20 protein-coding genes are annotated in these 16,397 nt (G+C 37.9%); 13 read left to right on the top strand and 7 right to left on the bottom strand.

What is annotated here, in order from left to right:
* Nucleotides 1-102: 102 nt before the first annotated feature.
* From B5473_RS01765 to B5473_RS01725, 9 genes are all read left to right on the top strand, one after another.
* Nucleotides 103-1,284, top strand: coding sequence for a M20 metallopeptidase family protein (locus B5473_RS01765; protein WP_079523399.1), 1,182 nt, complete (start codon nucleotides 103-105; stop codon nucleotides 1,282-1,284).
* Nucleotides 1,285-1,364: 80 nt separating this feature from the next.
* A complete protein-coding gene (locus tag B5473_RS01760; RefSeq protein ID WP_079523398.1) occupies nucleotides 1,365-1,658 on the top strand; it encodes a DUF5316 domain-containing protein in 294 nt (97 codons plus the stop codon).
* Between the two features lie 104 nt (nucleotides 1,659-1,762).
* On the top strand, nucleotides 1,763-2,890 hold the full coding sequence (locus B5473_RS01755; protein WP_079523397.1) for an S-layer homology domain-containing protein: 1,128 nt from the start codon (nucleotides 1,763-1,765) through the stop codon (nucleotides 2,888-2,890).
* Between the two features lie 140 nt (nucleotides 2,891-3,030).
* Nucleotides 3,031-3,852, top strand: coding sequence for a methyl-accepting chemotaxis protein (locus B5473_RS01750; RefSeq protein WP_079523396.1), 822 nt, complete (start codon nucleotides 3,031-3,033; stop codon nucleotides 3,850-3,852).
* 123 nt (nucleotides 3,853-3,975) lie between these two features.
* The gene (locus tag B5473_RS01745) at nucleotides 3,976-4,395 is read left to right on the top strand and encodes an ABC transporter permease (RefSeq protein ID WP_079523395.1); all 420 of its coding nucleotides are present in this window, start codon (nucleotides 3,976-3,978) and stop codon (nucleotides 4,393-4,395) included.
* Nucleotides 4,396-4,429: 34 nt separating this feature from the next.
* Nucleotides 4,430-4,891 (top strand): GNAT family N-acetyltransferase, encoded by a 462-nt coding sequence (locus B5473_RS01740; RefSeq protein ID WP_079523394.1) that lies wholly within the window; start codon nucleotides 4,430-4,432, stop codon nucleotides 4,889-4,891.
* Nucleotides 4,892-4,895: 4 nt separating this feature from the next.
* Nucleotides 4,896-5,435 (top strand): GNAT family N-acetyltransferase, encoded by a 540-nt coding sequence (locus B5473_RS01735; protein WP_079523393.1) that lies wholly within the window; start codon nucleotides 4,896-4,898, stop codon nucleotides 5,433-5,435.
* A 22-nt stretch (nucleotides 5,436-5,457) separates the two neighbouring features.
* On the top strand, nucleotides 5,458-5,895 hold the full coding sequence (locus tag B5473_RS01730) for an NUDIX hydrolase (RefSeq protein WP_176141994.1): 438 nt from the start codon (nucleotides 5,458-5,460) through the stop codon (nucleotides 5,893-5,895).
* A 43-nt stretch (nucleotides 5,896-5,938) separates the two neighbouring features.
* Nucleotides 5,939-7,000 carry a PQQ-dependent sugar dehydrogenase gene (locus B5473_RS01725; protein WP_079523391.1) on the top strand — a complete coding sequence of 354 codons (1,062 nt, stop codon included), beginning with the start codon at nucleotides 5,939-5,941 and terminating at the stop codon, nucleotides 6,998-7,000.
* A gap of 53 nt (nucleotides 7,001-7,053) precedes the next feature.
* Here the strand turns inward: B5473_RS01725 and B5473_RS01720 are convergent, their stop codons facing one another.
* From B5473_RS01720 to B5473_RS01700, 5 genes are all read right to left on the bottom strand, one after another.
* Nucleotides 7,054-7,257: a helix-turn-helix transcriptional regulator gene (locus B5473_RS01720; protein WP_079523390.1), complete on the bottom strand. Its 204-nt coding sequence runs from the start codon at nucleotides 7,255-7,257 to the stop codon at nucleotides 7,054-7,056.
* Entirely contained in the window at nucleotides 7,254-7,781 is a 528-nt protein-coding gene (locus B5473_RS01715; RefSeq protein WP_079523389.1) for a DUF6773 family protein, read from the bottom strand. The genes B5473_RS01720 and B5473_RS01715 overlap by 4 nt, the downstream gene beginning before the upstream one ends.
* A gap of 157 nt (nucleotides 7,782-7,938) precedes the next feature.
* Nucleotides 7,939-8,499: a signal peptidase I gene (gene lepB / locus B5473_RS01710; RefSeq protein ID WP_079523388.1), complete on the bottom strand. Its 561-nt coding sequence runs from the start codon at nucleotides 8,497-8,499 to the stop codon at nucleotides 7,939-7,941.
* Between the two features lie 42 nt (nucleotides 8,500-8,541).
* Nucleotides 8,542-9,714, bottom strand: coding sequence for a M20 metallopeptidase family protein (locus B5473_RS01705; RefSeq protein ID WP_079523387.1), 1,173 nt, complete (start codon nucleotides 9,712-9,714; stop codon nucleotides 8,542-8,544).
* Between the two features lie 19 nt (nucleotides 9,715-9,733).
* Nucleotides 9,734-10,276 (bottom strand): GNAT family N-acetyltransferase, encoded by a 543-nt coding sequence (locus tag B5473_RS01700; RefSeq protein WP_079523386.1) that lies wholly within the window; start codon nucleotides 10,274-10,276, stop codon nucleotides 9,734-9,736.
* Nucleotides 10,277-10,660: 384 nt separating this feature from the next.
* Between B5473_RS01700 and B5473_RS01695 the strand changes: the two genes are divergently transcribed.
* Nucleotides 10,661-12,364, top strand: a complete 1,704-nt coding sequence (locus tag B5473_RS01695; RefSeq protein WP_079523385.1) for a sensor domain-containing protein — start codon at nucleotides 10,661-10,663, stop codon at nucleotides 12,362-12,364.
* A 42-nt stretch (nucleotides 12,365-12,406) separates the two neighbouring features.
* On the opposite strand, the gene B5473_RS01690 is transcribed toward B5473_RS01695, so the two are convergent.
* Nucleotides 12,407-12,808 carry a PH domain-containing protein gene (locus B5473_RS01690; protein WP_079523384.1) on the bottom strand — a complete coding sequence of 134 codons (402 nt, stop codon included), beginning with the start codon at nucleotides 12,806-12,808 and terminating at the stop codon, nucleotides 12,407-12,409.
* 88 nt (nucleotides 12,809-12,896) lie between these two features.
* Nucleotides 12,897-14,108, bottom strand: a complete 1,212-nt coding sequence (locus tag B5473_RS01685; RefSeq protein ID WP_079523383.1) for an NAD(P)/FAD-dependent oxidoreductase — start codon at nucleotides 14,106-14,108, stop codon at nucleotides 12,897-12,899.
* 122 nt (nucleotides 14,109-14,230) lie between these two features.
* On the opposite strand from B5473_RS01685, the gene B5473_RS01680 reads away from it, so the two are divergent.
* The 3 genes from B5473_RS01680 to B5473_RS01670 all read left to right on the top strand — a co-directional run bounded on the left by B5473_RS01680 (nucleotide 14,231) and on the right by B5473_RS01670 (nucleotide 16,370).
* A complete protein-coding gene (locus tag B5473_RS01680) occupies nucleotides 14,231-14,890 on the top strand; it encodes a phospholipid phosphatase (protein WP_079523382.1) in 660 nt (219 codons plus the stop codon).
* 116 nt (nucleotides 14,891-15,006) lie between these two features.
* Nucleotides 15,007-15,321 (top strand): PadR family transcriptional regulator, encoded by a 315-nt coding sequence (locus B5473_RS01675; RefSeq protein ID WP_079523381.1) that lies wholly within the window; start codon nucleotides 15,007-15,009, stop codon nucleotides 15,319-15,321.
* Nucleotides 15,322-15,323: 2 nt separating this feature from the next.
* Nucleotides 15,324-16,370, top strand: a complete 1,047-nt coding sequence (locus tag B5473_RS01670; protein ID WP_079523380.1) for a DUF4097 family beta strand repeat-containing protein — start codon at nucleotides 15,324-15,326, stop codon at nucleotides 16,368-16,370.
* Nucleotides 16,371-16,397: the final 27 nt, after the last annotated feature.

Genomic DNA, 16,397 nt, shown 5'->3' with positions numbered 1-16,397 from the left:
CCGAAGCTCTTTTTTTGTAAAACTACTTCTGCCGAACATCCCATGTAATTAATGTATATACTAATTTGATGCTTAGAACTTATGAGAAAGGGATGTGTTCAAGTGCTTGACAAGTGGCATGAAGATGTTGAGGATGTGTACGATCAAATGGTTGCTTGGAGAAGACATTTGCATGAGAATCCTGAACTGCCATTTCAAGAGGTGCAAACGGCTAGAATGGTCGGCGATATTTTAGCCGGATATGGAATTGAAGTTCAACGGAATGTAGGCGTGCATGGTGTAGTCGGTATTTTAAAAGGAGGAAATCCAGGGCCAACCATTGCACTAAGAGCTGATATGGATGCATTGCCAATTCAACAAGAAAATGACGTCCCCTATAAATCTCAAGTCCCGAATGTTATGCATGCATGTGGTCACGATGCACATACCGCAACATTGTTAGGGGTAGCAAAAATATTAAGCAAATACCAAGATCAATTACATGGAACGGTTAAATTCTTATTCCAACCTGCTGAAGAACAATTTCCAGGAGGAGCCATTCAAATGATAGAAGAAGGTGTGCTGGAAGGAGTAGATGTAATCTTCGGCAATCATTTACTTTCTTCTGTTCTATTAGGGAACTTTACAGTACCAAAAGGGAGTGCAACAGCTTCCAGCGATTATGTAAACATTAAAATAGTCGGTAAAGGTGGGCATTCTTCTGCTCCCCATACTGCAGTCAATCCAATTGTAATAGGCGCACAAATAGTCAATCAAGTTCATATGTTGTTAAGCCAAAAAGTTGATCCGGTACAACCGGTAGTGGCGGCAATCACTATGTTCAATTCCGGTGTAGCAATAAATGTCATCCCCGAAGAAGCTATAATTGCGGGCACGGTCCGTACATTTAACCAGGAACAAAGGGATAATGTCAAAACGATATTAACGCATATCCTCAATAATGTTACAGTAACTTACGGTGCCACCTATGAGCTGGAATATACGAGAGGGTATCCGCCATTAGTAAATACCGATAAAGAAGCAGAAATTGTGAGAGACTTGCTAAATAATATCGATCAATTAAATGTAATTGAAATACCTCCTATTATGGCAAGTGAAGACTTTGCCTATTATATCCAACAAGTTCCGGGAGTATATTTTTATACCGGTTCAGCTACAGAAGACCTCAATACTCAATTTCCACATCATCATCCAAAATTTAATATCGATGAACAGGCAATGAAAAATTCCGCGAAGGGGTTTCTGAGTATCGTACATTATTACTTAGTTCCAGAGGATGCCTAACAAAGTAGATTTCACTGTACCTGTCTATTTTGAAACCTTTTCCAAATTAATAAGGTAGATAGGAGAAGGGAGGAATAAATATGAAATATTTTCTAATTGGCATGGGATTATCAATAATAGGTATTTTACTTGCTATTATTTTTTGGGATGTTCATATGATTTCTAATATTACGAGCGGGATTGGTTTTATCTTTTTAATTGTGGCATGCATTTTTTCCGGTGCGTTCGTAAATGGTGATCGGATGCGGGCAAACTTGGCAATGGAAACGAAAGAAAACTGGGTTCAAAGAAATAAGATTGCATGGTGTTCCCTGGTGATGGCAGTTCCTAACTTTGCTGTTGCATTTATCTTTTACTACTATTTAGGCTATTAATTTATTTCTCAAAAACATTACCAAAATATACTTGTATTCATATAAATTTTGTTTAAGTAATATGTTAAGGTATTATAGATTTTGGAGAAGTGGGGTTAACTAAATTGAAGGTACTTCAATTAGCATTTTTATTAATTTTTACAGTTTGTTTTATTACTGTAACGCCAGCGTCGGCAGCAGAAAAAACGATCGATCAGTATTACATGGATGATGTAAGTTATGAACATGGTGCATATGAGCAGTTGGAACGTTTCTTATATGCAAATATTATCGACGGATATGAAGAACCAACAGTTTATGAAGAAGATGGAGAAGTGTACGAATATACTTCAATTCTTTTAAAGCCTGAAAATAGTATTACGCGTGCACAGTTTACAAAGATTTTAGTGAACGCAATGAATCTAAAAAACGGTGATATTAAAAAAGAGTTCTCTGATGTAAACACTTCTGCCTGGTATTATGATTTTGTTCAAATTGCGAGCAGTAAAGGCATTATCACTGGGAAAGAAGACGGTACATTTAAACCGAACGATAAAATTACACGTGCTCAAATGGCAGCGATGATTTATCGTGCATTTAATGGAACAGTTGATTTTTCAAAAACAGGAAAAATGTTTAACGATGTAAATCCAAATAGCTATTCTTATGAGGCGATTGTGAAAACAGCAGGTGCCGGTATTGTAAATGGCTACGGAGAAACATTTAAACCGAATGATTATGCAAAGCGTTCTCACGCAGTATTGATGATTGACCGTGCGTTGCATTTAGAGAGTGGTGAAGCAGAAGAAGAAGCTTCAATCATTGCAACAGTGAATCGCTATATTGATAAAGAGTTTGAGTTTTCTTCAGACACGGAAAACCAAGAAGATATGGATGCGCTCTATCGTGAAACAACAACAGGCTACTATTTAGCTTATTCACTTGATAGCCAATTGCTATTAGAAGATGCAGATTTTTCAACTGGTTCGAGTTCATCTGAAAAAATCGGCGAGTATTCAAGTAAGTTGATTACACTGAATAAACGTTTTGCCGCAGTAAAAATTGATGATTTGAAAGTTCATATTAAGATGACTGATCCGGAAATCAATTTTAATCTTGAAATGACATTAGACTTATCTGGTACAGCTTACTTAAAGAAAACAGAAGACGGCCTATGGAAAATCTATAATCTTGTCTATGATGAAGAAGACTATGATAATATGCTGACTGCAGCTGCAGCGATGGAAGAATAATAATAATTTCCCCTTCTTTTATATTAGAAGGGGATTTTTTTGTAGGAGCATATAGCAGAGATTATTCAAGTACATTTTGGGATATTACGATATTAAGATATTATTAACTATTATATAATACATTTAAAGGGGAGATGGGCATGCATACAAAATTACAAGCAGTGGTAGATACGATGGAGTTATATCAGGCAACTTTTCCGGAAGATGCTTGTATCATTGTAGCAAGCAATGAAGAGGTTGTCGGATACTTACCGGGCAAGTTTATAGATTTAAAAATTAATGTAGGGCTGAAAATGGCAGATTTTCGTGGCACCGTTACAGAGCGGGCATTGACAACAAAGCGCTTTTTAAGAGAAGAAAAAGGTCCGGAAAGATTTGGGTTTGCTTATATTTCATCAGCACAGCCAATTTTTGACGGGAAAGATATAATTGGAGTAGTAAGTGCCATTATTTCAAATGAAAAAATGGATTCTATGCGTCAATTAGCGACAGAGTTATCGAGTGCGGTAGAGGAAATGACTGCAACGAATGAAGAGTTAACTGCGGCGAGCATGGATGTATCAAACCGCTTAGATGGACTTGTTACATCAACAGAGATGATGACGGCCGATATTGGGGAAATTAACCAAATGGTAGACCTCGTAAAAGGAATTGCATCGAAATCACAAATTTTAGGATTAAATGCATCGATTGAAGCTGCACGTTCTGGCGAGCATGGAAGAGGATTTGCAGTTGTAGCGAAGGAAATTCAAAAAATGGCGCAGAACAGCAAAGAAAGCGCAGAAAAAATTGCTGCACAGCTTAATAAAATTCGCACTTCTATTGAAGAAGTTAATGGAACAACAAGCCAAATTGCAGCATTTACAGAACAGTTTGCTACAAGTATGCATGAATTGAACGATGCTTATGGAAGTGTGAACGGCACAGCAGAAAAGCTATTGGATATTAGTGAAATAAAATAATAGAACTTGTACAACCACTCCAAAAGATGATTGGAGTGGTTGTTTTTTAATTCACATTCAATCGGCTTTTTCTGCTTCTATATATTCCATTAATTGTTACAATAAGTAAAAGAGGTGAATGGAATGTTCGGTACGGAGGATTATAAAAAAATAGAAAAGTATAGAAAACATTTCTTAATTTTTAATCTCATGACGATCCTGTTTTTTACGGGAATATCTTTTACTATGGTTATTCCAAATTTAAAGGGGTTTGATTTAGTTTCTACATTTATAGTTTTCCTTATTTATATTGTTGTTGCGAATGTCTTTGTCGGGATTTTTGTTCGCAAAACGGAAATGGTTTTTTTCATTTCGCTACTATTCAGTGCTCTTGGAATGGGCTGGCGTTTATGGCTTGAGTGGGGGGACTTCAGTTTAGTCGAACATAAAAATATTGTTGTGATGATAGGTTATCCAAGTATTACAGCACTTATAATTACACTTCTTTACGCTGTTTCAGAAAAGTTTAAGACGAAAAAGATCGTCATTATGGATAGGGAATAGTAGAGACCCAATAAAATTAGGAAGGTGGATATGAATGGAATACAGATTGGCTACTACAGATGATATGGAATTATTAATAGATTTTCGTAAGCGATTATTAGTGGAGGAAGGGCAAACCGTATCTTCCAATATCGATGAACAATTAAGGAATTTTTTTGAGAAGCAATTGAACTCTGACCAATTTGTTCAATGGATTATTGAGGAAGAGAAAAGTGCGATTGCTACAGGGGGCATTCAGTTTATTTCCTTTCCCCCTAGTTATTCCAATCCTACAGGCATTCGCGGGTATATTTTAAATATGTACACAGCACCCGAAAGCAGGGGTCGAGGGCTTGCGAAACAGTTGGTTGAGCGGTTACTGGCAGATGCAACAGAAAGAAATGTACATCACATATTTTTGATTTCTTCACCGATGGGCAAACCGTTATACAAAAAAATCGGTTTTAAGGAAAATGATATTTACATGGAATATTTCATTAAATATTTAAGGGGATGAGGAAATGATTTTAGAAACGGAAAGACTCATATTAAAGCCATATGAGGTTGAATTTGCAGATGCTATTTTTGAAGTAGTAAAGCATAGGGAGATTGCGGACACAATGGTCATGATTCCGCATCCTTATCCACGCGAAGTTGTAGATCAGTGGATTTTCTATTTACAAAAAAGCTTTGAGCAAGGGACAGCCTATGAGTTTGCTGTGTTTTTAAAAGAAAGTGGCCGCTATATCGGGAATTGCGGGCTCGTTACGGTTTCAAAAAACCATCGCAATGCGGAGGTGGGCTATTTTATCGATGTCTCGGAGTGGGGTAATGGCTATGCAACAGAAGCATGTAAAAAAATAATTGATTACGGATTTCAGGAGCATCAATTAAATAGAATTTACAGCCGCTGTATGGTTAGAAATATTGCTTCAAGAAAAGTAATGGAGAAGTCCGGCATGGTATGGGAAGGACGCCACAGACAGGAATTTTTAAAAGATGATATTTATGAAGATATGGATTACTTAGCTATTTTAGCTGAAGAATATTTTAAGGAATAACTTATTTATTTACAAAGGACTGATGAGATTGGAACAAATTCAGAAGAAAATAAATACAACCCCGAAACATATTGTGTCCGCTGCAACGATTGTACTGAACAGTAAAAATGAGATTCTGCTTATTAAAGGACCTAAACGAGGATGGGAAATGCCGGGCGGTCAAGTGGAAGAAGGAGAATCTTTGACGGCTGCAGCGATTAGGGAAACAAAAGAAGAATCGGGAATAGACGTGGAAATACTCAAATTCTGCGGTATTTTTCAAAACGTAGAGAAATCTATATGCAATACGCTTTTCTTAGCGAAACCAATCGGGGGGACACCGACAACTTCACCGGAAAGTCTGGAAGTTGGGTATTTCTCAATTGAAGAGGCCCTGGAAATGGTGACAGTCGGAAACTTTCGGCAAAGAATAGAATTTTGTTTGGATGCAACGAAACACCCGTTTTTTATAGATTTTTAAATGGAATTTTGAAACGGTATGGACCGCAAAGGGAGGTTTTTCTATGAAGCAGTTATTCTTTGGGTTGGGTATTTCCCTGCTATGTTTAACAGGATGTTCTACAAATGAAAAACAACCTGTGTCCATTGGAAATAACAGTTTGCAAACGATGGAGCAATATGAAACAATCGCTGCTAATTTAGACGCACCGTGGGCAATTAATAAACTTGGGGACACTTTTTATATATCGGAGCGAACAGGGCATATTGTAAAAGTGGAGCAAGGAGAAATGATCAGACAGGAAGTAAAGCTTGAAAAGACACTTTCTACTGCATCTGAGGCAGGGCTGCTTGGCTTTGTATTGGCACCGGATTTTAAACAGTCAAATGAGGCATACGCTTATTATACGTATGAAAATGGGAGTGATCAGTTTAACCGGATTGTATTGCTTTTGCTTGAAAATAATAACTGGTTGGAGAAACGCGTACTGCTTGATGAAATCCCTAGTGGTACTTATCATCACGGTGGACGTTTAAAGATTGGTCCGGACCAAAAGCTTTATGCGACAGCAGGTGATGCATCAAATCCGCAAACTGCACAGGACATGTCTGCACTCAGCGGGAAAATATTGCGCATGAATTTCGACGGGAGTATTCCGGATGACAATCCTTTTCCAAATTCATATGTGTACAGTTACGGACACCGAAACCCTCAAGGTATTACATGGTCACCGGACGGCACAATGTATGCAAGTGAGCATGGGCAAAGCGCAAATGATGAAATCAATAAAATTGAAGCAGGGCAAAATTATGGCTGGCCTTTAATAGAAGGAGAACAAAACCAAGAAGGATTCAAATCTCCTTTATTTACATCGGGCAGTGAAAATACATGGGCCCCTTCAGGTATGGCATTCTACGAAAACAGGCTATATGTTGCGGCACTACGGGGAACAGCAGTGCTTGAATTTGATTTGCAGACAAAAGAGGTAAAAGAAGTCGTCAATAATATGGGAAGAATCCGTGATGTCTGGATTGAAGATCATACATTGTACTGGATTACGAATAATACGGACGGACGCGGTACACCAGGAGAAAAAGATGATCAGCTGTACAAGCTTGAGCTATAGCAAAAGGAGTGTAAAAGTGAAATAACTTTTGCACTCCTCTTTTGTCGTTGCCGTTATTCGGACTGTTCATCCCAAAACAGTTCATCCAATGTCTTGTTTAATGTTCTGCAAATTGCGATACAGACACTTAATGTTGGATTATACTTGCCAAGCTCGATGAGTCCAATTGTTTGGCGTGTAACCCCAACTTTCTTGGCAAGTTCGTCCTGTGATAGATCATGTTCAATTCGGGCCATTTTCAAGCGAATATTTTTCATCGGTTTCGCCCCGCATCATCATCTTCTTCAAGCATTTTGCTGTTCACTTTTTGGCTTTTATTCAATGCGCTTTTATAGGCAGCAAATAAAAGCAATAAATATAATGGAACGTAAATTATTAGCGAAACGATAAACACTACAAAGAAATATTCAATTGCCTGAGATGAACTGTCCGCATATTGGTACGCGCTGTTAATTCCCATGAAAATTGCGATGACCAAACCCAATCCAATACCGAGGATCAGCTGTTTTGTACTGTATGAAAACTTGCTGTTGGCATCATGAAGTTCAACTTCATCCGAAAATACCCCGAGTTGGGCTGAACGAAAGCCGTAATATAAACTCCCACATATTAAGATGACCATCTCTGTTGCAACAGACTCCATACTTATTCCAGAAAGGTAAAATTTAACCGCAATTGAAGCGATAACAATGATCATCGTAAGTATATAGATTTCCCGGTAAATTTTATTTTGCGTATTGTACACACGCTCATCCACTATCTTTTTGTTCCAAAACCCCATTTTATCCCCTCCAAATTGTTGTTGTTAAACTTATTATACATTATATAATTCATAATGCAATTTATATATGTCATTTTGTAATTTATTTTATACTTATTTATAAAATAAAAAGCCGCGACTGCTAATGAAAGCAATCACGGCATATCTGTTTAGCGGATTATTTTACTAAACCTAATGAGTCGAGCGGATAAAAACGGATAGATGTAGAGCCAAGTATATGTTCTTTTGAGACGAGACCGATGCGTGGATCTCGGCTGTCACTACTTTTACGGCGATTATCACCCATAACAAAATAATAGTCATTCGGAATTTCTGATACACCAACTAAATCTTCCAGCGTGAAATCAGGAGTCAAGTCACCAGGATCGTTAAGAGCAGATTTGTATTCATCCAGATAGGGCTCGTCGATTTCCTGACCGTTTATATATAGTACATCGTCTTTATATTCGATATGATCACCTGGAAGTCCGATAATTCGTTTAATAAAATATTCGTTTTCTAACCCATCGAACACAATGACATCGAATCGATCAAAATCATGAAGTGATTTCCCGATTTTATTGACGATAATTCGGTCTCCGTCTTCATATGTCGGCATCATGGAAGCACCTTTCACGTCAATCGGAGTGAAAATAAACGTGCGAATAGCGACAACAAACAAGGCGGTTATGGCGATAACTTTAATCCATTCAAAAAGCTCATTTTTTTCTTTTTTCATTTTCTATAAACTCCTTAAAGAACCTGGCAGTTCAAGTCAAAATTATTTTACAACACCATGAAGCTTCAATGCTTCCACAAAAACATCGGCAATATTCAGCATGGACTGTTCATCCACATCGAACCTTGGATGGTGATGCGGGTAGACTGCACTGATTTCCGGATTGCCGCCACCTGTGAAGAAAAACGTGCCGGGCTTTTCCTGTAAATAATAGGTGAAATCTTCTGCTCCCATGCGAGGTGGGGCATTCAGTACTTGCAAGTCTGGCAAATTTATTGAGACAGCTTCGCGCAGCATAGCTGTTTCAGTCGGATGATTATATACAGCGTCATAGCCTCGGGTATAATTGAATTCAAGCTTGGCACCGTACTGTATTTCAATCGCTTTGCATAAGTTGTTTAGCTTCTCTTCGACCATATCGCGAATCGCAGGATTGAATGTACGAACAGTCCCTGTTAAATGGGCTTTATCAGGAATAACATTGCCGACTGTGCCACTTTCAATTTTTCCGATTGTAATAACAGCAGATTCAATCGGGTCAGTATTTCTGCTGACGATTGGCTGGACACCAAATACAAACTGTGCCGCTGCAACAATCGGGTCTATTGTTTCGTGAGGAGAAGCGCCATGTCCGCCTTTACCTTGAATAGTGAATTCAAAAAAGTCGGCAGCTGCCATTGCGTAGCCTTCACAAAACAGGACAGTGCCCAATTCGCTCCAGGAAGAAACATGAGAACCGTACACATAGTCCACACCGTCCAGGCAACCTGCCTCTACCATTGCCTTTGCGCCACCTGGTACGACTTCTTCAGCAAATTGATGGATGAATACGACTTTGCCATGAAGTTCGTCACGGTTTTCAGCAAGTGATTTTGCTAAACCGAGCAGTGCGGCTGTATGGATATCATGACCACAAGCATGGCTCACTCCATCGACTTTTGATTTGTAAGGTACTTCTTTTTCATCTTGAATCGGTAGTGCGTCAAAATCTGCGCGGAACGCAATTGTCGGTCCATCAAAGGCACCCTCTAAATGGCCTACAACCCCATTACCGCCAACATTTTCTTTCACATCAATCCCATAAGATCGGAGCTTTTCGGCAACAAGTTTCGGTGTATTAACTTCTTTAAATGAAAGCTCGGGATACATATGCAGATGTCTTCGGATTTCGACCATATCCTCATAGTTTGCTTGCAGTTTCTCTTTTACGCTCATCTTCTCCACCCCTGAAAAGTTATTCGTTATTCAATGCTTCCCATTCTTCTCTAAGTAACCCCATGCGAATCGAGTCATAATAATGCCCTTCGTAATAGCGAACTTTACGGATTCTTGCTTCTAGCTGCATCCCTAGTTTTTCGCCAACACGAATCATGCGTTCATTGCCTGACCATGTTGTGAAACCAACACGCACTAATGGCATTGTCTGAAATAAATGTGCAATCCATAATTTTAATGCCCGTGTTCCGATCCCTTTACCCCACGATTGCCCTTCATGCAGAACTATACCTATTTCAATCCACTTTGAAGGTTCGTGTTCCCAGTAGTATGAGATAATCCCGCGAACAACCCCGGATACTTCAATAACCCACATACTTTTATCGCCGATCCAATCCTGCTTTGCCTGGATAAATTGTTCATAAGGAATCGCTCTATGAGGATAATACGGCGCATCCCATTTTTTCCATTCGGGCTGTTCATCTTTATAAATTAATTCCCATAAACGTTCCATATCTTGTTCAATAATTGGTCGGATAATTAGTTCTTGATCTGTATACATCGTTTTCCTCTTTTCAAATAATTTTAAGTTCATATTTGATTGAAAAGAGTGTAAAGATTACTCTTCAATCACTTTCGTAAATGTTTTCATTTTAATCAACCCTTTCAATAGAAATTACTATCATTTTATCAGAATATTCCAGTAAAAGTAGGGAATGTCGAACAATTAGCAAAAAATCTTAATAAAAAGTTTCTAATAAATTTCAGGAAAAAATCGTAAATTACATAAAAAGAGAGAGAAAAAGTAAAAAATTATAAAAAATAGTCGAAATTATCTAAAAGAACTACCAAAATCATTAACTAAGAACTATAATTATGGATTAAAGAATGCGAATTTTTAGAAAATACATTAGAAAAGAATCACTAAGTAGAAGTTGGTGGATAGATGGTGAAAACAGAAGATACAAATGTACTAAGTTCAATGCAACTGACGGTAGAGGAATTACAAAATATTAAAGTTGCATTAGACGAGTCGTCCATTTTGGCTGTTACAGATCAACGAGGCATTATCACGATGGTAAATGACCGATTTTGTAAAATTTCCAAATATGAACGTTGTGAACTCATTGGTAAAGATCACCGACTTTTAAATTCAGGCTATCACCCCAAACCTTTTTTTAAGGAAATGTGGCGTACGATAGGTTCTGGTAAGACTTGGCATGGAGAAGTATGCAACCGCGCAAAGGATGGTTCAACATATTGGGTACAGACGACGATTGTGCCTTTTTTAAATGAAAAAGGAAAACCCTATCAATATATTTCGATTCGTACAGATATTACCGCACAAAAGAAAATTGGGGAAATGATACATATTGCACATCATGATGATTTGACTGGACTGCCAAATCGCCGGATGTTGCTTAATGATTTAAAAAGGCTGATCGAAGTTGAGCAACAGCCATTTTCACTTATGTTATTTGATGTGAACCGGTTTAAAAATATTAATGATGGCTTAGGGCATCGGGTGGGAGATCTGTTTTTAGTAGAAATTGCGGAACGAACAAAAACGTTGAATAGTCCGCTTATGACTTTTTACCGATTAAGTGGAGATGAATTTATCTGTATATTAAGGGATGCAACGCTACTTGAAAGTGCTGCAGAAGATATACAAGCGCTATTTAAACACCAATTTAATTTAAATAACTATGCATTTTATGCATCGATTAGTATCGGAGCGGTAAATTACCCGGAGCATGGTCACTCCGCACAAGACATATTAAAATATGCAGATATTGCGATGTATGAAGCGAAAAAAAGCAATAATAAAGGTTTTGTTATTTATAAGAAACAACAGCGCTTTTCACATAACCAACTACTTACATTGGAAACAAAGTTACATGATGCTATTAAAAATCAGGCATTTGAACTGTATTACCAACCGAAAGTGAATCTACAATCAAATAAAATTGAAGGTATGGAGGCACTTATTCGCTGGTTTGACGATGAACTTGGTTTTGTACCACCGGATCAGTTCATTCCATTTGCAGAAGATTTTGGACTGATCAGTGACATTAGTGAGTGGGTTATTGCTAAAGCCGGTCGACAAGTAACAGAATGGAATAAGCAATATAATTTGAATCTTCGTGTGGCTGTCAATATTTCCCCAAGCCATTTGAAAGCGGATAATTTTATCGAGCGTTTAAATCAAATTTTACAGGAGCATGAAATTTCACCAAGTGCATTGGAAATCGAAATAACAGAAATGAGTTTTTTAGATCAAAATTCAGATTTGCTCAATACAATCAAGCATTTAAGTGAAATGGATATTACGCTAGCTATTGATGACTTTGGGACAGGCTATTCCTCATTAAGCTATTTGAAGAAATTCCCGGTAGATTTATTGAAAATAGACCGTTCGTTCATTCACGAAATGTATAAAAACACTGCAGACATTGCCATGGTTTCAGCGATGATCTCTTTGGCACGTGCACTTAATTTAAAAGTAGTTGCGGAAGGCGTCGAGGAACATGAAGACTTGCACCTTTTACGGGAATTTGATTGTGAATTTGTACAAGGTTACTATTATAGCCGTCCATTAACGATTGATGATTTTTCGCAACGTTTAAGTGAAAAGGGGATACTCGTATAAAAAATCCACGCAGATTGATCATTCAATTTGCGTGGACTTTTTTTATGATTTTAGTGTAATACCTGGATTAATCTCAAGAAGCTTTTTTACAAACAGCTCCCTTTCCTTTGGGGATACAAGAATGACCTGAATATGCGGATCAAAGGTTATTTCAATACGATTGATTGACATAGCCGGAGCCGATAGAGGATTTTTCGATGGACGTAAGCTGCGTATTTGTTTAATAGGAATTCGCTTTTTACAAATACCGCCGTAAACGATGAGTTCTTCCTCTTCGATGACGTATTTTGTACCAAAAAACAGTATGCATAATAACACAATAATGAATGCCGTAACGAGCAGCAAAACAGCACTTGGCTCGGTAATGACCCCGTATATCATTGAGATTGGCACAAAAATAAATATAATAGCCATCCAAATATCCACCTTTGATTTAAAAACCATCAAAAAGCCCCCCTTCTACTTTATAGCTTATAACAAAGAGTCAGAATTTAAAAATACAATTCTCAATTCTAGCAAAAGAGTTTATTTGTTATTTAATTCCGTATTTTCGGTCCAATGTCACGAGACGTGCATCGTCATTCGGGCGGTTCATGACTAAATCGGCAATAATTTGAGAGCCAAGCATACTATAAACCGTGCCGTTACCTCCAAATCCGAGCAGGTAATAGTGGTTCGGCTGTTCTGGATGCTGTCCGATAAAAGGAAGATGGTCTAATGATTCGCCGAAGGAAGCACAGTATTTGTAGGATGCATGAAAGGTCTCGTCAGGCAATAATTCATGAAGTTTATCAAGCAGCACATTTGCCATTGCGTCCACTTTTGTTTCATGTTTGGCAGGATCGGCTTTCTTTTCGTCTAATCCGCCAATTATAATGCGATGATCCATTGTTTTTCGCATATATAAATACGGGCGAGCAGTTTCCCAAATGAGTGCATTATCATACCAGCCCTCAAAGCCGGGTTTTTGCTCTGTCACGATCGCATAGGAGCGGTTAATGTCAGCACCCTTCATTTTTCCATAAGGAAGCCGATCGTAGCCGGTCGTGTAAACAATACGGGATGTTTTAAAGATTCCGTTCATTGTGTGCAAAATAATCTCATTTCCCTCATCTTCAATAATATTGGCATACGTATTTTCAAATAAGTCCAGTCCTTTAGCGATAAGCTGCTCGGTTAAAGAAACAACAAATTTATAAGGGTTCATTTCCGCATCATTATGTGTGTACAAAGCAGCAGGCGCTTTAAAAGGCAAGCGTTCTTCTACGACAAGTTCATTCCAAAATTCAGCAGGGAATCCGTGCTTTACTAATATTCCACATTCCTTTTCAAGCTTTGACACATCTTTTTTTTCACTCGCAAAACAGACGCTTGGACGTCGAATAAAATTAGCCTGATCTTTTAAAGGTTGCGCAATTTTTTCGAGACGGTCAACTGCTTCATAGCAAAGTTTATAAAAACGCACAGCATCCTCTTCTCCGATTAAATCACTTAGTTCATGTAATTGAATATCATTTGAATATTGAAGTAGTCCTGTATTAGCGGAAGTACTGCCGGAGCCGAGTTCATTTCGTTCTAAAACGGCTACCGTTAAGCCTTCATCAATTAGTGCTTTCGCCGTCAGTATACCACTCATTCCGGCACCTACGATTATTGCATCGTAATGAGGTTTAATTGGTGGGTTCGTGTGTGGTTCTTTTAAAAGTGTCGTTGGCCAAAACAATAAACCATTGTGCAATTCCATAAATAGTCCCCCTTTTATTATCAAAAGAATATTTCCCGCTCCTTTCTGTTTCTAATCTTGAAATTTTTAATAACTTATTTTCGGGGTAAAGGGGAAGAGTAGAAACTAAGAGGAGGGGTATGATGGATTCTTATATTTTCGGATTTTTCACGATTGCCTATGTTGCCATCTTCGTCTGGGGAATGGCAAAACATAAGAAAACTGCATCCGCCATTTTGTTTTTAGTTATTGCCGCCCTGATTTATGATAATGCAATATTAGCGTTAGGCCATCTTATCGGAGAGGGAGACCTTCTTGAAACCCTAAGCTATGGACGTTTTTGGCTCCATGCTATATTTACACCGACTTTAATACTTTATTCGTTGTTTGTAATGAAAGAGGCCAACCTTCATTTTGCCTATAAGAGTTGGGTTCCTTTTACATTTGGTGCTTTATGGGTTGTTGCCATGATTGTCGAATATTTTGCGGAGCTGAGTGGACTGGAACTAGCTCCGGAGGAATCTTATGGTGTACTTAGCTACAGTACAACAGAAGCAGCATCCGGACCGCCACCAATGATTTTAATTGTCCTTGTCGCCTTATTAATTGCCGCAATCATGCTAGCCTGGAAAAGAAAATGGTGGTGGATGCTTGTTGGTACAATTGTTATGACAATCGGTAGTGCATTTCCGATTGATATTGGCAGTGATGCGATAACAAATGCTTTTGAGTTAGTGTTAATTGCGACTTTAATGTGGACAGCGATCCATTTTTCAAACGACAGACCTTATAGAAGGTTTTAACAAAGAAAGGTTGTGCTAAGGAGATAACTTAGCACAATTATTTTTTGTATACTACCTTGCAATGAATAGTAGTGTTTGTTACACTATTGTATATTAAATAGTAGTGAGGTGGAATAATGAATCCTCAATTTAAAAAAGGCGTATTGAATTTATGTGTCCTCGCCTTATTGGAAAAGAAAGATATGTATGGATATGAACTCGTACAAGCAATTTCTACACAAATCGAAATATCAGAAGGAGCGGTATATCCGCTGTTACGCAGATTAACAAAAGACGGTCTTTTTACAACATATTTAATGGAATCCACAGAAGGCCCACCGCGTAAATATTATCAAATTACCGAACTAGGGATTGAACAACTACAGAGCTTACTTAATGAATGGGAAAGTTTTATTTCAGGTGTAAATACTTTAATTCAAGGGAGCGAATAAAAATGAACGAGCAACAATTTTTAGATTTACTTGATGACCATTTAGCAAAATTACAACAGCAGGAAAGAGATGACATCCGCAGAGACTTTGAAGAATACTTTGAAAATGGACGAGCAGAAGGAAAAACGACAGAAGAAATTATAAAATCATTCGGGTGTGTTGAAGAACTGGCAGAAGAGCTTCTTGCTTCATATGATGAAGAGGACTTCATGGAAAATGTTGCGGTTGTGAAAAATGATAAGCCAATTCCGTATCAAAATGTAGAAATTGAAGCTAACGGTGTGAATGTTGTAATTGTTCCTACTGACGCGGACGAGGCTCTTATTGAAACAAAGGATAAGGATCAGATGACAGAAGCAACAATGCAAATAAAAGACGACACTCTATTCATCTCTATAAAGCGTCAGGAACAGGTCCGACGTTTTTGGTTTATAACAATAATAGGAACGGTCAATACAATAGATACTGTTGTTTATCTGCCTAAAAAGCAGTATGAAAAGCTTGTGATTCATAATGACAATGGACGGATTAAGGTGTCTGAAACAATCGCACAGCAATTTTATCTGAAATCAGATAACGGCCGTATTTTAACAGACCATATCCAAGGGAAAGTTCTTGATGCTCATTCGGCTAACGGACGAGTGGTGCTTACAGAAACCAACATTGAACATGTTAAAGCAAGTTCCAATAATGGCCGGATTATCGCAGAGGATGTATTGGGTCAAGAACTTCAGTTAGAATCAGATAACGGCCGTGTCGAGATTAAGAATGTATTAGGTAAAATCAATGCACAGTCACGAAATGGTCGTATTGTTGCACAGTTAAAAACGGTTCAATCACCATTAAAATTTGAATCTGATAATGGTCAAATAATATTGAGTACAGAAGGAAAACTTCAAAATATTGAAATTGATAGTTGGACTGCATGGGGATCGGTATCTATTTATAATGAAAAAACATCACATTATTCGCACGGCACTAGAGAAAACACCATACAGTTAAAAACAAGCAATGGGAAAATTACAGTTGAGGATCTTTTAGCTCAGTAATCTTTGTAAAAGTTAGAAATTCATCGG

This window comes from Solibacillus isronensis (genome assembly GCF_900168685.1).
In the GTDB taxonomy this organism is placed as follows: domain Bacteria; phylum Bacillota; class Bacilli; order Bacillales_A; family Planococcaceae; genus Solibacillus; species Solibacillus isronensis_A.
This window is presented reverse-complemented; position numbering and strand designations above follow the sequence as displayed.